This window comes from Vibrio sp. 1F255 (assembly GCF_041439145.1).
Taxonomy (GTDB): Bacteria; Pseudomonadota; Gammaproteobacteria; order Enterobacterales; family Vibrionaceae; genus Vibrio; species Vibrio crassostreae_C.
In genome coordinates this window covers 1-16,677 of the sequence record NZ_JBGONQ010000022.1, presented here as the reverse complement: position 1 = coordinate 16,677, position 16,677 = coordinate 1, and the positions used below count along the sequence as shown (strand labels likewise).

Here is a 16,677-nt window from a genome sequence, read left to right as displayed (position 1 = left end):
AGATTAGGAAACAGTTAGCGATGCAGTTCAACGCAAGTTTTGAGGTTTTTGTCCCAATACGTCGGCGACCCGATATGATCTTTAATGAACTCAATCACTGCCGAAAGCTTCTTCGGCATATTCTTTCGGCTCGGGTAAACGGCATAGAATGGCATTAATTGACTCGCTCTCCATTCCGGCAAAACTTGGATTAATTTGCCCGTTCTAAACTCTTCTTTTACTAAGTAAGTTGCTAAGTAAGCCACACCCCACCCTGATACGGCTGCGTCTCGCACGGCCTCAGCTAGATCCACCGAGTAATCACCCGCTACTTTAACGCTAAGGTTCTCTTGGCCATTATCAAACGCCCACGATGTGTAATCTCGTTCACGGCTGCGATAGATAAGACAGTTATGGTCAATCAAATCGGAAGGTACATGTGGCGTCCCAGCCTTAATCAGATAATCCGGTGACGCAGCCACCACAAACTGACTGTCGGCTAATCGCTGCGCAATGTAACCTTCAGGCAAATCTTCATTGTTGGTGATCCAGAGATCCAAGCGCTCTTCAATCATGTCCACCTTATAGTCGAACAAGTGGACCTCGATTCTCAACTGAGGATAAAGCTGTCTGAGTTGATCAATCGCCGGAATGATATGGAGTGTGCCAAATGACTGCGACAAACCGACGCGTAGTATTCCAGAGATATCATCGCGCTGGCTATCCATATCCATCTGAGCTGCTTTCACCGTGTTAAACAGCTGCTCACAATGTTGATAGAATACGTCTCCCGCTTCAGTCAGCGTGAGGCTTCGTGTGGTTCGTTGTACCAACTTGATGCCGATTGAGTCTTCAAGCAAAGCGACTTGCTTACTGATATGAGACACCGAAACGTTCAAGCTTTTTGCAGCACTGGTAAAGCCTTCGTGCTTGATCAGCGCATGGAATATCACCATCTGTGCAGCTCTATCTGTTAGCACAAGATCACCTTATTAAATCTCTGAAATATAAAATCAAAAAGGACTCCGAAGAGTCCTTTAGTTCGTTCTGCCTATGATAGGCCAAATGCTATTCAAAGCGACTTAGGTCTGTTAATCAAACTTAATTCTGTCGGCTAGGTGGCTTACTGCCAAAGCAAAGTAGTAAGAACGATTCCACTTCATTAACACATTGTAGTTGTTATAAATGAGGTACGAACGTCCGGTTTCATCATCCGGCATGATTAACCAAGCTTTAATGTCTTCATCAAGTGTTGGCAGTGGGCGATCGTCATAGCGTTTAATACCGAGTTCAGACCACTCTTTTAAGTATTTCGCTTTGTCTTCGTCTCGACCTTGTAAATCGATCGACACAGTTGACGGAACATGAACCTGACGACCCCAAGTATATTTGTCATCCCACCCTGATTGGCTGAGATAATTGGCCGCCGAAGCAAATACGTCTTCTTCAGTGCCCCAAATGTCTTTCTTGCCATCACCACTGCCATCAGCGGCGTAAGCTAAGAATGAGCTTGGCATAAACTGAGGTTGACCCATCGCACCAGCCCAAGAGCCTTTCATCTCTTTTGGTGCAATATGGCCTTGATCAAGAATCTTCAATGCCGCCATCGCTTCGCTACGGAAGAAAGCTTCTCGGCGTCCTTCATAAGCCATGGTCGTTAGGGCGTCGATAACGCTGTAATTGCCCGTGAACTTACCAAAATTACTCTCAACGCCCCATAGCGCGACAATGAATCTTGGTTGAACACCATATTCATCACCAATACGCTTTAACGCGGTGTAATGCTCCTTGTAGAGTGACCTTGCTTGCTTCACTTTCCAATCTGGAACCGCTCGTGGAATGTATTCATCCAGAGTCAGTTTTTTCTCAGGTTGGTTTTTGTCGGCTTTTACCGCTCTTGGCTTAAACGTTACACCATCAAAGGCTTCATCAATGATCGCTTCAGAGATGCCTTCTTCACGGCCTTGTTGTTTTAGTTTTTCTACATATTGCTCGAAGCTCAGTTCTTCAGCTTGTACTGAACTTATGGTCAGGCTATTACCCAATAGTAATGCCGACACAGCCAATATGGTTTTCGAAAATTTACTCAACGATCACTCCTCCTTGAATTGAGGTGGCTATCACTCTTCGTCTTGAGATTTCTGTTGAGCTTTACGCTCTTTATGAAGCTCAAGTTCGTTAACTGGTGGTGGCGGAACCTGTAAAAAGAAACCATCGGTATTCAGTGATTCTTTCACTTTTTCGATGTTTACTTGAGCCAGTTTACGGCCATCCATTTTAATTACCATTACAAAACTAGGTTTACCAAACATTTGCATCAATGCGTCAGGAACTTGTGAAAAATCATCCTTCTTAGGGATATAAAGGTATGTTCCTTCTTTCTTTGAGCTTTTATATATAGAACACAGCATGACAAACCTTTTAATTGATTATGACTACAAAACTCTCACTTGCGAGATCAATAGTTTATGTTAGGGAAATATTGGGAACAAAACGTCCATTTGACAACAAGATTACTTGCTGTGCTTGGTTTGGGAATATAACATGATAAACCTAGTTTCAGGCAATGCCCTTTATTTTATTGATAAAGAAATTGTACCAATCCGCTATTGAGGTCCTGTAGTTTTTCGATGTCTAGTAACCCAGATCTAAAAGGTAGCAGCTTTACGCTATCTGTTTTGCACTTATCCGATGATCAAGTCGAAAATGCAGTCTCTTTTCTTCAAGAGAAAGTAGACCAAGCACCTACGTTTTTCGCTGCCGCACCTGTTGTTATCAACATCAGTAAAGTCGCGGGCGATATCGATTTTGTGCAACTTAAAAATGGTATATCTCAAGCGGGCATGATCCCGGTTGGTGTGGCAGGCTGTTCTGATAAGCGAATGCAAAACCTCGCTAAAGAAGCCGGTTTTGCAGTGATGACGGCAAGCAAGTCGCCATCTCAAGCTCCAGCGAAAATGGCACCAATCAAAGTGATTAGAACCCCTATTCGTTCTGGTCAGCAGGTTTATGCGAAAGATGGCGATCTATTGATACTCAGCCATGTGAGTGCAGGCGCGGAAGTGATTGCCGATGGCAGCATCCATATTCATGGCACTTTACGCGGCCGTGCGATTGCAGGTGCAAGTGGTCAAACTGAAGCAAAAATAATTTGTAATGATTTACAAGCCGAGCTGGTTTCCATTGCAGGAAATTACTGGCTCAGCGATCAAATTGAAAGCGAGTACTGGCAGAAGAAAACCATGTTCAGTATGGCAAACGATGTATTACACGTTGATGTCCTCGCAATATAAGAGAAATAAAAGGAAAACAGAATGGCACGCATTATCGTTGTAACGTCAGGTAAAGGCGGGGTAGGCAAAACGACCTCCAGTGCAGCTATTGCCTCGGGTCTGGCTTTAAAAGGAAAGAAAACCGCAGTTATCGACTTTGATATCGGTCTGCGTAACCTAGATTTAATCATGGGTTGTGAGCGTCGTGTTGTGTACGACTTCGTTAATGTTATCAATGGTGAAGCGACGCTGAACCAAGCGATGATCAAAGACAAGCGCACAGAGAACCTGTTCATTCTTCCTGCTTCTCAAACTCGTGATAAAGACGCACTAACAAAAGATGGTGTTCGTCGTGTATTTGATGAACTGGATGAAATGGGCTTTGATTTCATCATCTGTGATTCTCCTGCGGGTATCGAACAAGGCGCTCTTATGGCGTTGTACTTCGCTGATGAAGCGATTGTAACCACCAACCCAGAAGTCTCTTCAGTACGCGATTCAGACCGTATTCTAGGTATTCTTGACTCTAAATCTCGTCGTTCTGAAGACGGCTTAGAGCCAGTGAAAACACACCTTCTATTGACTCGCTACAACCCAGCACGTGTAACTCAAGGTGAGATGCTCAGTGTTGAAGACGTTGAAGAAATCCTGCACATCTCTCTACTGGGTGTAATTCCAGAGAGCCAAGCGGTACTGAACGCATCGAACAAGGGTGTTCCAGTTATCTTTGACGAAGCAACCGACGCAGGTATGGCTTACAATGATACTGTAGAGCGACTACTGGGTAGCCAAGTTGACTTCCGCTTCTTAACGGAACAGAAGAAAGGCATCTTCAAACGACTGTTCGGGGGCTAATGCACAATGTCATTATTAGAGTTTTTTAGACCACAGAAAAAGACAACCGCAAACCTAGCCAAAGAACGTTTGCAGATCATTGTTGCCGAACGACGCAGCCATGACGACCCAGCGCCGTCTTACCTGCCGCAACTAAAAGAAGACATCTTGAAGTGTATTGCCAAGTACGTTGAGGTCGATCCATCAATGGTTGATCTGACTTTTGAACACAAAGATGACGACATCTCAGTGTTAGAGTTGAATGTTAAGCTTCCAGAAGAAGATCGATAATCTTTCTGAACAAGATTGGCAGGTAATACACTTGCTTGTATTGATTGAATAAAAAAGAGAGCCTAGGCTCTCTTTTTTGTATGTGCAGTTTATAACTGTAACTAAGTTAGGCTTTAAAGCAGCAAGCGGTTATTTGATCGCTTTACTCAGCTTTTCGCCAACCACATCTAAACGCCAGCCTTGCATAACATCAGGCAGCTTTTCTGGGTTACGATCGTGCTTCCACACCCAGCTTAACATTTGGTTAAGTTGCTTCTTCGATGCCAAGAATTCCGTCGCCAAACCACTGTGTTGTGATGCTGTTTTCACTTCATCTTTCAGCACTTTGAAGAGTTGCTTGTAGCCAGGGAAGTCCATTAGACGTTCTACTGGTGCTGGGTACTCTTCTTCTGGTGTATGTTCCGCTAACTTTACGATTGAGCTGATCTTCGCACCATGGCGACGCACAGAGCGGTAATCAAAACCCTCTTGCTCCATGTGCTTGGGATCTTTCATCGCAAAACGCGCCACAGCCCATAGGTCTTGTTCTTTGAAGACAAAGTTCAGCGCTAAATCGCGCTTGATTGCTTCTTTTAGACGCCAAGTTGCTAGAGGTCGTAAGATCGCTAATTGCTTAGGTTTAAGCTGCCACGCCCCTTTAATATCAAGGTAGGCTGTATCTGGGTTTACTTTACGAATGCGCTTGGCAACTTGTAAATCAGACTCTTGCTGAGCCGCTTCCCACCAGCCAGCTTCCATCACTTTTTCTAGAAGCTTGTTGTACATTGGCATTAGGTAATGCACGTCTGCTGCTGCGTAGTCCAATTGTTTTTGAGAAAGCGGACGCGCTAGCCAGTCAGTACGAGATTCACTCTTATCTAGGTCAACACCTACAAACTCAGAAACTAGAGCCGCAAAGCCAGTTGAAAGACCATGACCTAAGAAGGCTGCCATGATCTGCGTATCAACCATTGGTGTTGGCGTACAGCCAAATGCGTTCTGGAATACTTCTAGATCTTCGCCACACGCATGTAACACTTTCAGTACTGACGTGTCTTTCAACAGCCCAACAAACGGGGTCATTTCATCAAGAGCAATAGGATCAATCAGTGACAGCGTTTCACCATCAAATAACTGAATTAAGCCTAATTGAGGGTAATAGGTTCTTGTACGAACGAACTCTGTATCAAGCATAACAACATCGGCTTCACGTGCTTGTTGGCAAACTCGCTCAAGGTCTTTAACTTGGGTAATGATTTGATAATCCACAAAACTCTCACTGATTTTACTTTGATCGCCGGATACAAAAATGCCGACATTAACTGTCGGCATTCTAACACCATTTTTCAGCGCTCGCTTAGATTAAGCGCCTCAATGGTTTTGGTGCAGTACTTTCGCGCAAACGGGCTAATTATTCGCTAGCGCGTTTCGCAAGTTCTGCATCGTTTTCTTCACGCAGTACGCGGCGTAAGATCTTACCTACGTTAGTCTTTGGAAGATCATCTCTGAACTCGACTAATTTAGGGATTTTGTAACCCGTTAAGTGCTCACGACAGTGCGCGATAATGTCTTCTTTGGTCAGGCTAGGGTCACGCTTCACAACGTAGATCTTAACCAATTCACCAGACACTTCATGAGGTTGACCGATAGCTGCTACTTCAAGCACTTTACCATGCAGAGCCACAACGTCTTCAATCTCGTTCGGGTAGACGTTGAAGCCTGATACAAGAATCATGTCCTTCTTACGGTCAACGATGTACAACAAGCCTTCGTCATCAAACTTAACGATGTCACCTGTCGATAACCAACCGTCTTGATCGATCACTTCTTTGGTCGCTTCAGGGCGCTGCCAGTAACCTTGCATCACTTGAGGGCCACGAACTTGTAGCTCGCCTACTTGGTCATTAGCAATAACCTTACCTTCATCATCAACAATACGAACTTCTGTCGATGGTACTGGTAGGCCGATAGCACCTGTGTAGTCTTTCAGGTCGTATGGGTTACCCGTTACCAGTGGTGAACACTCAGTTAAGCCATAGCCTTCCAATAGGTGAATGCCTGTCGCTTTCTTCCATTGCTCAGCAACAGCGCGTTGAACCGCCATGCCGCCGCCAACAGATAGGCGTAGGTTACTGAAATCCAACTCGTGGAAATCTTCGTTATTAACTAGCGCATTAAACAAGGTGTTTACGCCGGTAATTGCGGTAAACGGAACCTTTTGCAGCTCTTTAATAAAGCCAGGAATGTCACGAGGATTAGTAATTAGAAGGTTACGACCACCCATCTCAACAAACAGTAAGCAGTTCACCGTCAGTGCAAATACGTGGTAAAGCGGTAATGCCGTTACAACCAACTCGCGGCCTTCTTGCAGAACAGGACCGTAAGCCCCTTTCGCTTGAAGTACGTTCGCAATCATATTGCGGTGCGTTAGGATTGCGCCCTTCGCTACACCTGTTGTACCACCAGTGTACTGTAGGAACGCGATGTCATCACCCGCCATGAACGGTTTCACATATTGAAGACGACGACCTTTGTGCAGCGCTTTTCTGAATGAGATAGCACCCGGCAGATCATACTTAGGCACCATGCCTTTTACGTATTTCACTACAAAGTCGACAATTGTCCCTTTCGCGCGTGGCAGCATTTGCCCTAGGCTAGTTAGAACAACGTGTTTAACCGGCGTGTTATCAACGACTTTCTCTAGCGTGCTCGCAAAGTTAGATACGATAACAATCGCCTTTGCACCAGAATCGTTCAGTTGATGTTCAAGCTCACGAGGTGTGTACAGTGGGTTGACGTTCACTGCAATCATACCTGCACGCAATACACCAAACAGTGCAATTGGGTATTGCAGTAGGTTTGGCATCATTAGCGCGACGCGATCGCCCTTCTTCAGTTTCAAGTCATTCTGCAGGTAAGCGGCAAAAGCACGGCTGCGCTCTTCAAGCTTACGGAATGTCATAATCGAGCCCATGTTCTCGAATGCAGGTTGGTCCGCGTACTTCTGTACCGACTGTTCAAACATTTCTACAAGAGATGGGTACTGATCTGGGTTGATCGTTTCTGGTACGTCACTTGGATAACGTGAAAGCCAAGGTTTATCCACGATGTTACTCCTCGTTTATCAGCTGACGACTGCTTCGCCGCTTTTTATCATTGCGGTATTACAGCACAGCTTTAGTGCATGAGCACTAAAAGGCTCAAACACTTGTTTAAATTTTGTTAACTACACCAAGAATTAGCTCTGAAACTAGCTCTGGGCTCTCTAAATGACAATGATGTCCACCAGGAACAGTCTCTATATTTAGAGGACTATGCACTGATTTGTAGCGATTATGCTGCAAATGTCGGAATCCATCATTCCCTAGGATTATTAATTGAGGGCATTCAATAGCCGCCATAATCGCTTCAGCGTGCGCCTGTGACATTCGATATAACGAGTCACATTTTAGATTAGGGTCACATCGCCACTGCCAAGAGTTCTCGAACTCGACAATACCTCGCTCAACAATAGGAGCGATTAATTCAGCATTAATTTGGTTGGCGTGAGCTCTCAGCTTAATAGCATCCTCAAGGCTTGCCAGAGGACGTGAAGGCTTTCTTCGCTGTCGAAGACGACTGAGTACCCCATCTCTCAAGCGAGAGACTGTTTCGTGGGGAGCTTCAGAAAGAGGTCCGCGACCTTCAATTTGAATTAATCCTGACACCTTTTCAGGAAAGGCGGCACTATAGCAACTTGCGATCAATGCACCAAGTGAATGTCCTACCAGTACCAGTCTGTTTGGCGATAATTTAGTCACCAACTGATGCAAGTCATCAATATAATCATGAAATGGGTAGTAACTTCCCGATTTGTGCGACGAGAAGCCGTGTCCGAAGAGATCGATAGCAACAAGGTGAGCATTGGGCGCAAACTTGGCGACTTGCTGCATAACCGGATTAAAGCTGGACGAATTATCCAACCACCCATGAATAAAAACGACCGTCGTTGCGGTCGTTTGTGGGTTGCCAATCTGTTGTGTTGCAAGCGTCCCGCTCGCAAGGGAGTATGACTTTTCAATCATCAAACACTTAGTTCCATCTGTTTGCGCAATCAACGTCTAAAAAGTTAATTACTCTACGTCCTGTATCACTCGACCTTGTCTTGGCATCGTTTGAAAACTGCGACAATGTAAACTTCTGCACGAGTAGTAGGTTGGTGCAAAATCGTTAACAACAACACGCTCAGTGATGTTCCACAGTCGTTGGTTGTCCACTTTCATCACAGGGAAGATGTAAGGGTATTCCCCTATTTTTCCATCTTCACTTCCGCTTGACTGACCAACCAGTGTAATCAGACGGCCTTCTGCAAAACTTAGAGGCTCAACATACCCTTCAATATAACCAACAAAACGTCCGCTTGGCTCTGCGTCTAGGTCTGGCTTACCGCTACTCGAAATCGGCATATTAGCAACTTCGATTCGAGTCTTATCTTTCAAGTTGGTTACTTTAGAGATAACGCCACCCAATCGAACACTTTTCGCCTCCGGTAGTTGGTCGACCCACTGTTGGTAATCACTAATTACAGGCTCTGATTTTGCTTCAAGTTCGCTAGGAAGTGATGAACACCCGGCAAGTACCAAGACACCAAGAGAAAGGGCTATTAAGCGTAATTTAGAGAGATAATTTGACATGGTTCTGGTCCTTAAACAGGCATTAATAAGAAGCTCTAGATGTAGATATCGACACCGATAAGCTTTGCAAGTTCTTCTTTCTTCGCCTGATTCATTACATCCATATACTCTTCCATAGCCTTACGTCCTCGGCCTTCTGGAAGATCATACTGGATTTGAGCCTTGTGTAGTTCAGACTCTTTAACTTGACGAATAGAGTGAGAAACAGCATTAGCGACCTTAGTCGGTTGCCCAACCGCAGTGCTAGCATCAGATTTTTTTGCCTGCTCCTTCTTTTTAATTCGATTCGGCCTAGACGTGCTGCCTATCGAAGAAGGAGGTAAGTTGTTAATTGATACCATGACTAAATATCTGCCCTCTCAAATCTAAATAATACGCATTTAGACCTAATTTGCATCAGAACCTTGTAAAAATTATTCGCGACCTGGCAGTTTCTTCCAAGTCACTTTGTCACGAAGATAAACTGGCTCAGATTCTTCTGCTGCAACCGCTTTACCTTCTGCGTAAGCAAATTGAGCAAGGAACGCCATATCTTGAGCTTCTGGGAATAGCACTTCACACGCTTTGGTGTTGATCGCAAGTGTATCCATATGCTCGGCATAAGCTTCCCAGCCGGTACCGACTTTCGCCCATATTTCAGAATCTGCTTCTAACTGCGCAACCAGTTCACTTGGTGGCGTTACACATTCGGCATCAACCGCAGTCCAACGACCATCTTGTTCGCGGCTGTAACGAGCCCAGTACACTTCGCTCATACGCGCATCAATCGCTGTTGCTACATGAGTTTCACCAAATTTACGGTAGCTGCCTTGCGCCATCGCTGCCAGTGTAGAGACACCAATCATTGGTAAATTCGCACCAAAAGCCAAGCCCTGAGCAATACCAATACCAATACGCACACCCGTGAAACTGCCTGGGCCTTGGCCAAACGCGATAGCATCGATATCGGTTAAAGCGACATTCGCTTCTTTCAGTACTTCATCCACCATAGGTAGAATTTTCTTCGTATGGTCTCGAGGAGCCTCTTCGCTACGTGCGAACACCTGGTCACCAATTACTAATGCAACTGAACAGTTTTCAGTTGCGGTATCTACTGCAAGAATTTTCGCGCTCATTTGTGTCTCAAATATTCGTTATCTAATCTAAAAATAATGGCTAAACTCAACAATGCCAATTACTCAGCAGCGGTTGAATGGTCTTTAGCTAAGAATTCTTTAATGACCCCTAAGTCACGTGTACGAGGGATAGGCGGTAAACTCGCCAAAAATATGCCACCGTAATCGCGAGTCACCAATCGGTTATCGCAAATAATCAAAGCACCATTATCGCGCTTGTCACGTATCAATCGGCCGACACCTTGTTTCAAGGTAATCACAGCGTCTGGCAACTGTACTTGTGCAAAAGGATCACCCCCTTTTAGCTTACAGTCCTCGATTCGAGCCTTAAGTAAAGGGTCATCAGGGGCTGTAAAGGGCAATTTATCGATGATAACACAGCTTAATGCGTCGCCCCTAACATCTATCCCCTCCCAGAAAGCACCTGTAGCCACCAGCAATGCGTTACCTAATTCCATGAATTCGGCTAAGGTTTTTTGCTTACTTGTCTCACCTTGCAATAGAACGGGAACCGAGAGGGTTTCACGGAATCGCTCCCCCAACTCTTTCATCATGCTGTGTGAAGTACACAAGAAGAAACAGCGGCCTTGGTTTTGCTCAATCACAGGAGTCAGCATTCTTACTAGCTTATCCGCGAGACCGGGGCTATTCGGTTCTGGAAGATAACGAGGCACACACAAGCGCGCTTGATTCGGATAATCAAACGGGCTCGGCAGTGAAAACTGTGCCGACGGTTTTAACCCTAATCGAGAAGTAAAGTGTTCGAAATCATCCGACACCGCCAAGGTTGCTGAGGTAAACACCCATGCGCCCGGCTTCAGCTCAATCTGTTCGTGGAATTTATCGGCGACAGAAAGCGGTGTGATATGCAGAGCAAAGTGGCGCGGTGTAGTGTCATACCAATACGAATAGCCAGTGATCGACACATCGCACACACGTTCGATACGCGACTTAATCATATTTGCGCGTTCGAAAGCGGTATCTAACAGCTGGCTTCGCCCAAGTGCTAACTTCAATACATCAACAGCAAGTTGCAGAGCATCTTGCAAACGAACTAACTCGCGTGCAATCGACTCGGATTTCAAAGCTTCGCGCCAGTTACCACGAAAGCCGGTATCACCAAGCACAATACGCAGATCGGCTGACGATTGAACGAGCCTATCCCCTACTTTCTGTAGCTGACGCATGTCTTTGGCTTCAGTTCGGTAAGCAATTTCAATGTCTTTGGCTAACTCTTGGATCTGTCGACTGGAAACCGATTGTCCGAAGTACTGGCTGGCGATGTCAGGAAGTTGATGTGCTTCATCGAAAATAAACACGTCAGCTTCAGGTATCAATTCGCCAAATCCGGTTTCTTTGATCGCCAAATCAGCTAGGAAAAGGTGGTGGTTTACGACCACCACATCGGAATCCATCGCTTTTTTACGCGCTTTAAGCACAAAGCAATCGGTATAGCTTGGGCACTCTTTACCCAAGCAATTATCATTGGTCGAGGTAATGGTTGGAATAACCGGGCTGTCTTCAGCGATATCATCACAATCGCCTAAATCACCCGTTTGAGTGGATGACGACCAACTACGAACTTTGACTAACTGAGCCAGCAGCGTTGGATCGGTATGAGCACCATGACTCTCGATCATTTGGCGGCTGAGTCTGTCCAAACACAAATAGTTTGAACGTCCTTTGAGCAACGCAACTTGACCATAAAAGCCAAGCGCATCGACCATCAAGGGTAAATCTCGGTGAAACAGCTGTTCTTGAAGGTTTTTAGACCCCGTACTAATGATGGTTTTCTTGCCACTAAGCAGCGCAGGCACTAGGTAAGCAAACGTCTTACCAGTACCTGTTCCAGCCTCAACAACCAACTGGCTTTGATTTTCAATAGCTTGTGAAACCGCTTCAGCCATGTCTAACTGAGCTTGTCTTGGTTGAAACCCAGGGATAGCTTTGCCCAGAGCGCCATCAGCAGAAAACGTTTTAGATATCATAGAGTACGAAGTTTAGAAAAAGAGAAGGAGAATTATGGCAGGTTTAGTGAGCCGGCGCGAATCAAGAATGACTTCGCACCGGAGGTGTTTGGTTTGGCTTGACGTGGCTTAAGTTACCTTGAAGGTAAGAATTGAAGAAGTAGGAATTAGAGAATCGTTTTTATTTTCGACTGAGATAACGTGATAGCCAAGGAGCACCTTCAAAATGGTTATCACCAGGCTGTATGGCTTTCGCTGCATCGGTTGGTGAGGTCTTACTTTCCCACATTTCATCTAGAACATGACCATCTAATTCGGTACCTCTCGCCAATGAATTCACTCGCTTGCAGTACAGTTTTTTGGCTAGTAACTCTTTATCCATAAGTATCACCTCTATTTTTGGCCAAGGCGTAAATGCCTCGGTTGAAGTTCAAATGCGTACTACGGTCAAAACTTTTAAAAATGAAGCTTCTGCCTGTTTTTCTATCTAAAAACTGATATTTCTATATCAAACAATTTATCAAAGCGATAAATGAGCAGCAGAATTTGTTGAAACCAACTTGATAATAGATTAATTATAACGGTGATATTGCGGCTCAGTTCACCGTTCGACGGCCTGCATTAAATTTGAAGAATCCCGATTTCATATAATAAGTGCAACATTTCATGGAAGTAAGATGCAAATGGAAAGAAAAACTTTACTAACACATTGTACTGATGCCCCAGGCCTCATCTCGAAGATCACCAACATTTGTTACAAACACCAACTCAATATTGTGCACAACAATGAGTTCGTAGATAACACAAGTGGCCACTTCTTTATGCGCACCGAGCTTGAAGGGTATTTCAATGACGAAACCTTGCTTGCCGATTTAGACCAAGCCCTGCCACCAAATACGAAACGTAAGCTTGTTGATTCGTCTCGCAAGCGTGTTGTGATACTCGTGACCAAGGAAGCACACTGCCTTGGCGACATTCTAATGAAGAACTTCGATGGCAGCTTAGACGTTGAAATTGCGGCCGTTGTCGGTAACTACGACATTCTACAAAGCCTAACCGAGCGTTTTGACATCCCTTACCACCATGTTTCTCACGAAGGGCTAAACCGTGAAGAACATGAGAAGAAGATGCTAGAAGTGATTGACCAGTACGAGGCGGATTACCTTGTTTTGGCTAAGTACATGCGAGTGCTGACACCAGGTTTTGTTGAAAAATACCACCACAAGATCATCAATATCCACCACAGCTTCTTGCCAGCATTTATTGGCGCGAAGCCATACCAACAAGCGTATGAGCGCGGCGTGAAGATCATTGGCGCAACGGCACACTTTGTGACGAATGATTTGGATGAAGGTCCAATCATCAAGCAAGATGTTATCCCTGTGGATCACAACTTCAGCGCGAAAGACATGGCACAAGCCGGTCGTGACGTAGAGAAGAATGTATTAAGTAAGGCGTTAAACAAGGTGATCAATGATCATGTGTTTGTTTACGGCAACAAGACTGTAATTCTGTAAATCGGATATTCGATTTCCGGTAAGACTTCCAGTTAGAACCCAATAAAAAACGCGCAATAGGGAAAGCCCATCGCGCGTTTTTTGTATCTGATGATCAGACTCGCTTTGAGAGATTCCCGACTACGCTCCTTCGTCGCTATCGGGAATGACGAACTCGGTGATGAACCTTCGAGCTATAGGCTCTAACATACGCTCTCGAACGCTCAGTCTGTCACTATCCAAAGATAGACTCTGGAAAATTTCATCGAACACCCCGTCATTCCGACGAGCCAAGGCGAGATCAGGAATCTCTTTCCTAGCAACTCTCTATTCAAATTAAGCCTGTTCTGATTCCACAATCTTCTTCAAAGAGTGTGGATGCAGCTTGATGCAAATCCCTTGATGTTTAAAAGCCACTGTTGGGTTATTCAAGCGTTCACCCTCGCCTTTCGGGCTAGAGAGTTTGATCTTAACGCCTTGCTCACCCAGCGTTTCAAAGTTAGCAGCGAACTGCGGGTAAGTTTCTTTAAGATCCGCTAGATACTCATCAGCTGTTTGGGCATGAGAAGGAATCACAAACTCTACATGTTCCCAATCTTGGCTTGGGTAAATCTTACCTTCTGCTGGATATGGCAGCTCCAAACATTCAATTTTCCAGCCAAGGCTTTGCAAGGGTTCATCGAAAGCCAACACCACAATTGGACGACCATTAATCATCGCCTCAGAAATCATAGAGCCGTACTCAGACCACGCTTGATGGGCAGATTTCGCTAGCTCAGTGTCATTGATTCGCAGCGCAATATGATCCGCTTGAGCAAAGCTTAAATCCAAACCTAATGTATTTCCTAGGCTCTCGATTTTTGCCATAAAAGTATCAAGGCGGGCGATCATTTGTTGTGGTTCTAGTTCAGCTTGCTTCAGGCTCATCATCATTGTCTGTGTTCTCCAAATAATGGCTGCATGTTATCAGTTTTGCCTTTTGCAACAAGCGTTGCTTTTACAAAAAACACTCAATAACTATGTTCTTTTCGCTCCTTAAACATGCAAACGCGTCTTGCTAAAAGTCGATTGTCAAAAACCACTCAGGAAATGTTAATTTTCTATCAATTCGACCTATAAGAAACCGCACAAAATTGGTATGATTACCGCCATTTCTGTGAACTTAAACAGAGTCTGCTGCTGATTTTGGCATTAAATCGTTAACTAGAAGCATAATTAACCAATTTAATGACCAAGAATTAACGGCCACTCTTATCATCCTTGAATTGAAGGAAACGCGTGTGAATATCCAAGCACTTATTAATGACAAAGTATCTCAGGCTCTAGAAGCCGCTGGCGCACCTGCAGGCTCTCCTGCGGCTGTTCGTCAATCTGCAAAACCACAGTTTGGTGACTACCAAGCAAACGGCGTTATGGGCGTTGCTAAACGACTAGGCACTAACCCACGAGAATTTGCTCAAAAAGTATTGGACGTTCTAAACCTAGACGGTATCGCGTCTAAAGTTGAAATCGCAGGTCCGGGTTTCCTAAACATCTTCCTAGATGAAGCTTTCCTAGCCAAACAAGCAGACGCAGCATTGGCTGACTCTCGCCTTGGTGTTGCCGTTGCTGAAACGCAAACTATTGTTGCGGATTACTCTGCGCCAAACGTTGCTAAAGAAATGCACGTTGGTCACCTACGTTCAACTATCATCGGTGATGCAGTAGTTCGTACTCTAGAATTTCTAGGCCACAACGTTATCCGCGCTAACCACATCGGTGACTGGGGTACTCAATTCGGTATGCTTATCGCAAACCTTGAGCGCGTTCAGGCTGAGTCTGGTGAAGTTTCAATGGAACTTGCTGACCTTGAAGGCTTCTACCGTGAATCTAAAAAGCTCTACGATGAAGACGAAGAGTTCGCAGTTAAAGCACGTGGCTACGTTGTTAAACTGCAAAGCGGCGACGAGTTCTGCGCAGAGATGTGGAAGAAGCTTGTTGACGTAACAATGATTCAAAACCAACGCAACTACGATCGTCTAAACGTGTCTCTAACACGTGATGACGTAATGGGCGAAAGCATGTACAACCACATGCTTCCAACTATTGTTGCGGATCTGAAAGAGCAAGGTCTTGCTAAAGAAGATGACGGCGCACAAGTTGTATTCCTAGACGAATACAAAAACAAAGATGGTGACCCAATGGGCGTTATCATCCAGAAACGCGACGGCGGCTTCCTTTACACAACAACCGACATTGCTTGTGCAAAATACCGTTTTGAAGAACTAGGCGCAGACCGCGTTCTTTACTTCATCGACTCACGTCAACACCAGCACCTAATGCAAGCTTGGACTATCGTTCGTAAAGCAGGTTACATCCCAGAATCTGTTTCTCTTGAGCACCACGCATTCGGCATGATGCTAGGTAAAGACGGTAAACCATTCAAGACTCGTGCAGGCGGTACTGTTCGTCTTGCTGATCTTCTTGATGAAGCCGAAGTTCGTGCAGCGCAGCTAATCGAATCTAAGAACCCAGAACTAGCAGAAGACGAGAAGAAAGCGATCGCGAACACTGTTGCTATGGCAGCGGTTAAGTACGCAGACCTTTCTAAGCACCGTACTACTGACTACGTGTTCGATTGGGACAACATGCTTGCATTCGAAGGCAACACAGCACCATACATGCAGTACGCATACACTCGTGTTGCTTCTGTATTTGCTAAAGCTGGCATTTCTATGGACTCGCTTGAAGGTGAAATCAAAATCACTGAAGAGAAAGAGAAAGCGCTTATCGCGAAACTTCTACAGTTTGAAGAAGCAGTACAGTCTGTTGCTCGTGAAGGTCAACCACACATCATGTGTAGCTACCTATTCGAACTAGCTGGTCAATTCTCTAGCTTCTACGAAGCTTGCCCTATCCTAGTTGCTGAAGACAAAGCTGTTAAGCAGAGCCGTCTGAAGCTTGCTGCACTAACAGCGAAGACGATCAAGCAAGGTCTGTCGCTTTTAGGTATCGACACTCTAGAGCGCATGTAAGCGATTCGAGATTCGAGATTCGAGATTCGAGATTCGAGATTCGAGATTCGAGATTCG

At 45.1% G+C, this 16,677-nt stretch carries 17 protein-coding genes; 5 read left to right on the top strand and 12 right to left on the bottom strand.

Annotated elements, in window-relative coordinates; genetic code table 11:
- Positions 1 to 14: 14 nt before the first annotated feature.
- The 3 genes from ACED41_RS13175 to ACED41_RS13165 all read right to left on the bottom strand — a co-directional run bounded on the left by ACED41_RS13175 (position 15) and on the right by ACED41_RS13165 (position 2,390).
- Positions 15 to 935: a LysR family transcriptional regulator gene (locus ACED41_RS13175; protein WP_017063421.1), complete on the bottom strand. Its 921-nt coding sequence runs from the start codon at positions 933 to 935 to the stop codon at positions 15 to 17.
- Positions 936 to 1,070: 135 nt separating this feature from the next.
- Complete coding sequence (locus ACED41_RS13170; protein WP_017062371.1) at positions 1,071 to 2,069, bottom strand: lytic transglycosylase domain-containing protein; 999 nt, start codon at positions 2,067 to 2,069, stop codon at positions 1,071 to 1,073.
- 30 nt (positions 2,070 to 2,099) lie between these two features.
- Positions 2,100 to 2,390 carry a YcgL domain-containing protein gene (locus ACED41_RS13165; protein ID WP_017062372.1) on the bottom strand — a complete coding sequence of 97 codons (291 nt, stop codon included), beginning with the start codon at positions 2,388 to 2,390 and terminating at the stop codon, positions 2,100 to 2,102.
- A gap of 219 nt (positions 2,391 to 2,609) precedes the next feature.
- Here ACED41_RS13165 and minC point away from each other — a divergent pair, with 219 nt between their 5' ends.
- From minC to minE, 3 genes are read left to right on the top strand one after another with little or no spacing between them, the layout of a single operon-like run.
- Positions 2,610 to 3,272, top strand: a complete 663-nt coding sequence (minC, locus tag ACED41_RS13160) for a septum site-determining protein MinC (protein WP_017063419.1) — start codon at positions 2,610 to 2,612, stop codon at positions 3,270 to 3,272.
- Between the two features lie 21 nt (positions 3,273 to 3,293).
- Complete coding sequence (gene minD / locus ACED41_RS13155; protein WP_009848498.1) at positions 3,294 to 4,106, top strand: septum site-determining protein MinD; 813 nt, start codon at positions 3,294 to 3,296, stop codon at positions 4,104 to 4,106.
- Positions 4,107 to 4,112: 6 nt separating this feature from the next.
- Positions 4,113 to 4,376, top strand: a complete 264-nt coding sequence (minE, locus tag ACED41_RS13150; protein ID WP_010436847.1) for a cell division topological specificity factor MinE — start codon at positions 4,113 to 4,115, stop codon at positions 4,374 to 4,376.
- A gap of 129 nt (positions 4,377 to 4,505) precedes the next feature.
- Here minE and rnd read toward each other — a convergent pair whose 3' ends face one another.
- The 8 genes from rnd to ACED41_RS13110 all read right to left on the bottom strand — a co-directional run bounded on the left by rnd (position 4,506) and on the right by ACED41_RS13110 (position 12,492).
- Complete coding sequence (gene rnd, locus ACED41_RS13145) at positions 4,506 to 5,624, bottom strand: ribonuclease D (RefSeq protein WP_371725120.1); 1,119 nt, start codon at positions 5,622 to 5,624, stop codon at positions 4,506 to 4,508.
- 142 nt (positions 5,625 to 5,766) lie between these two features.
- On the bottom strand, positions 5,767 to 7,461 hold the full coding sequence (gene fadD / locus ACED41_RS13140) for a long-chain-fatty-acid--CoA ligase FadD (RefSeq protein ID WP_017062375.1): 1,695 nt from the start codon (positions 7,459 to 7,461) through the stop codon (positions 5,767 to 5,769).
- Positions 7,462 to 7,567: 106 nt separating this feature from the next.
- A complete protein-coding gene (locus tag ACED41_RS13135) occupies positions 7,568 to 8,419 on the bottom strand; it encodes an alpha/beta fold hydrolase (RefSeq protein ID WP_371725119.1) in 852 nt (283 codons plus the stop codon).
- A 48-nt stretch (positions 8,420 to 8,467) separates the two neighbouring features.
- Positions 8,468 to 9,028, bottom strand: coding sequence for a Slp family lipoprotein (locus ACED41_RS13130; protein ID WP_017067373.1), 561 nt, complete (start codon positions 9,026 to 9,028; stop codon positions 8,468 to 8,470).
- 35 nt (positions 9,029 to 9,063) lie between these two features.
- On the bottom strand, positions 9,064 to 9,369 hold the full coding sequence (locus ACED41_RS13125) for a chromosome partitioning protein ParA (protein WP_371725107.1): 306 nt from the start codon (positions 9,367 to 9,369) through the stop codon (positions 9,064 to 9,066).
- A 72-nt stretch (positions 9,370 to 9,441) separates the two neighbouring features.
- Positions 9,442 to 10,143, bottom strand: coding sequence for a tRNA (adenosine(37)-N6)-threonylcarbamoyltransferase complex dimerization subunit type 1 TsaB (gene tsaB / locus ACED41_RS13120; protein WP_371725106.1), 702 nt, complete (start codon positions 10,141 to 10,143; stop codon positions 9,442 to 9,444).
- Positions 10,144 to 10,202: 59 nt separating this feature from the next.
- On the bottom strand, positions 10,203 to 12,131 hold the full coding sequence (locus ACED41_RS13115) for an ATP-dependent DNA helicase (protein ID WP_017063417.1): 1,929 nt from the start codon (positions 12,129 to 12,131) through the stop codon (positions 10,203 to 10,205).
- Positions 12,132 to 12,291: 160 nt separating this feature from the next.
- Positions 12,292 to 12,492 (bottom strand): hypothetical protein, encoded by a 201-nt coding sequence (locus ACED41_RS13110; RefSeq protein WP_017062381.1) that lies wholly within the window; start codon positions 12,490 to 12,492, stop codon positions 12,292 to 12,294.
- A gap of 301 nt (positions 12,493 to 12,793) precedes the next feature.
- Here ACED41_RS13110 and purU point away from each other — a divergent pair, with 301 nt between their 5' ends.
- Positions 12,794 to 13,627, top strand: coding sequence for a formyltetrahydrofolate deformylase (gene purU / locus ACED41_RS13105; RefSeq protein WP_029235356.1), 834 nt, complete (start codon positions 12,794 to 12,796; stop codon positions 13,625 to 13,627).
- A 315-nt stretch (positions 13,628 to 13,942) separates the two neighbouring features.
- Here the strand turns inward: purU and ACED41_RS13100 are convergent, their stop codons facing one another.
- Positions 13,943 to 14,539 carry a VOC family protein gene (locus ACED41_RS13100; RefSeq protein ID WP_017070298.1) on the bottom strand — a complete coding sequence of 199 codons (597 nt, stop codon included), beginning with the start codon at positions 14,537 to 14,539 and terminating at the stop codon, positions 13,943 to 13,945.
- Between the two features lie 347 nt (positions 14,540 to 14,886).
- On the opposite strand from ACED41_RS13100, the gene argS reads away from it, so the two are divergent.
- Entirely contained in the window at positions 14,887 to 16,620 is a 1,734-nt protein-coding gene (gene argS, locus ACED41_RS13095) for an arginine--tRNA ligase (RefSeq protein WP_017070297.1), read from the top strand.
- The last annotated feature ends 57 nt before the right edge of the window (positions 16,621 to 16,677 follow it).

Coding starts and splice junctions, on each gene's coding strand:
- ACED41_RS13175 (WP_017063421.1), bottom strand. CDS start 935: ATGGTGATATTCCATGCGCTGATCAAGCACGAAGGCTTTACCAGTGCT.
- ACED41_RS13165 (WP_017062372.1), bottom strand. CDS start 2,390: ATGCTGTGTTCTATATATAAAAGCTCAAAGAAAGAAGGAACATACCTT.
- minC (WP_017063419.1), top strand. CDS start 2,610: ATGTCTAGTAACCCAGATCTAAAAGGTAGCAGCTTTACGCTATCTGTT.
- minD (WP_009848498.1), top strand. CDS start 3,294: ATGGCACGCATTATCGTTGTAACGTCAGGTAAAGGCGGGGTAGGCAAA.
- minE (WP_010436847.1), top strand. CDS start 4,113: ATGTCATTATTAGAGTTTTTTAGACCACAGAAAAAGACAACCGCAAAC.
- ACED41_RS13135 (WP_371725119.1), bottom strand. CDS start 8,419: ATGATTGAAAAGTCATACTCCCTTGCGAGCGGGACGCTTGCAACACAA.
- ACED41_RS13130 (WP_017067373.1), bottom strand. CDS start 9,028: ATGTCAAATTATCTCTCTAAATTACGCTTAATAGCCCTTTCTCTTGGT.
- ACED41_RS13125 (WP_371725107.1), bottom strand. CDS start 9,369: ATGGTATCAATTAACAACTTACCTCCTTCTTCGATAGGCAGCACGTCT.
- tsaB (WP_371725106.1), bottom strand. CDS start 10,143: ATGAGCGCGAAAATTCTTGCAGTAGATACCGCAACTGAAAACTGTTCA.
- ACED41_RS13115 (WP_017063417.1), bottom strand. CDS start 12,131: ATGATATCTAAAACGTTTTCTGCTGATGGCGCTCTGGGCAAAGCTATC.
- ACED41_RS13110 (WP_017062381.1), bottom strand. CDS start 12,492: ATGGATAAAGAGTTACTAGCCAAAAAACTGTACTGCAAGCGAGTGAAT.
- purU (WP_029235356.1), top strand. CDS start 12,794: ATGGAAAGAAAAACTTTACTAACACATTGTACTGATGCCCCAGGCCTC.
- ACED41_RS13100 (WP_017070298.1), bottom strand. CDS start 14,539: ATGATGATGAGCCTGAAGCAAGCTGAACTAGAACCACAACAAATGATC.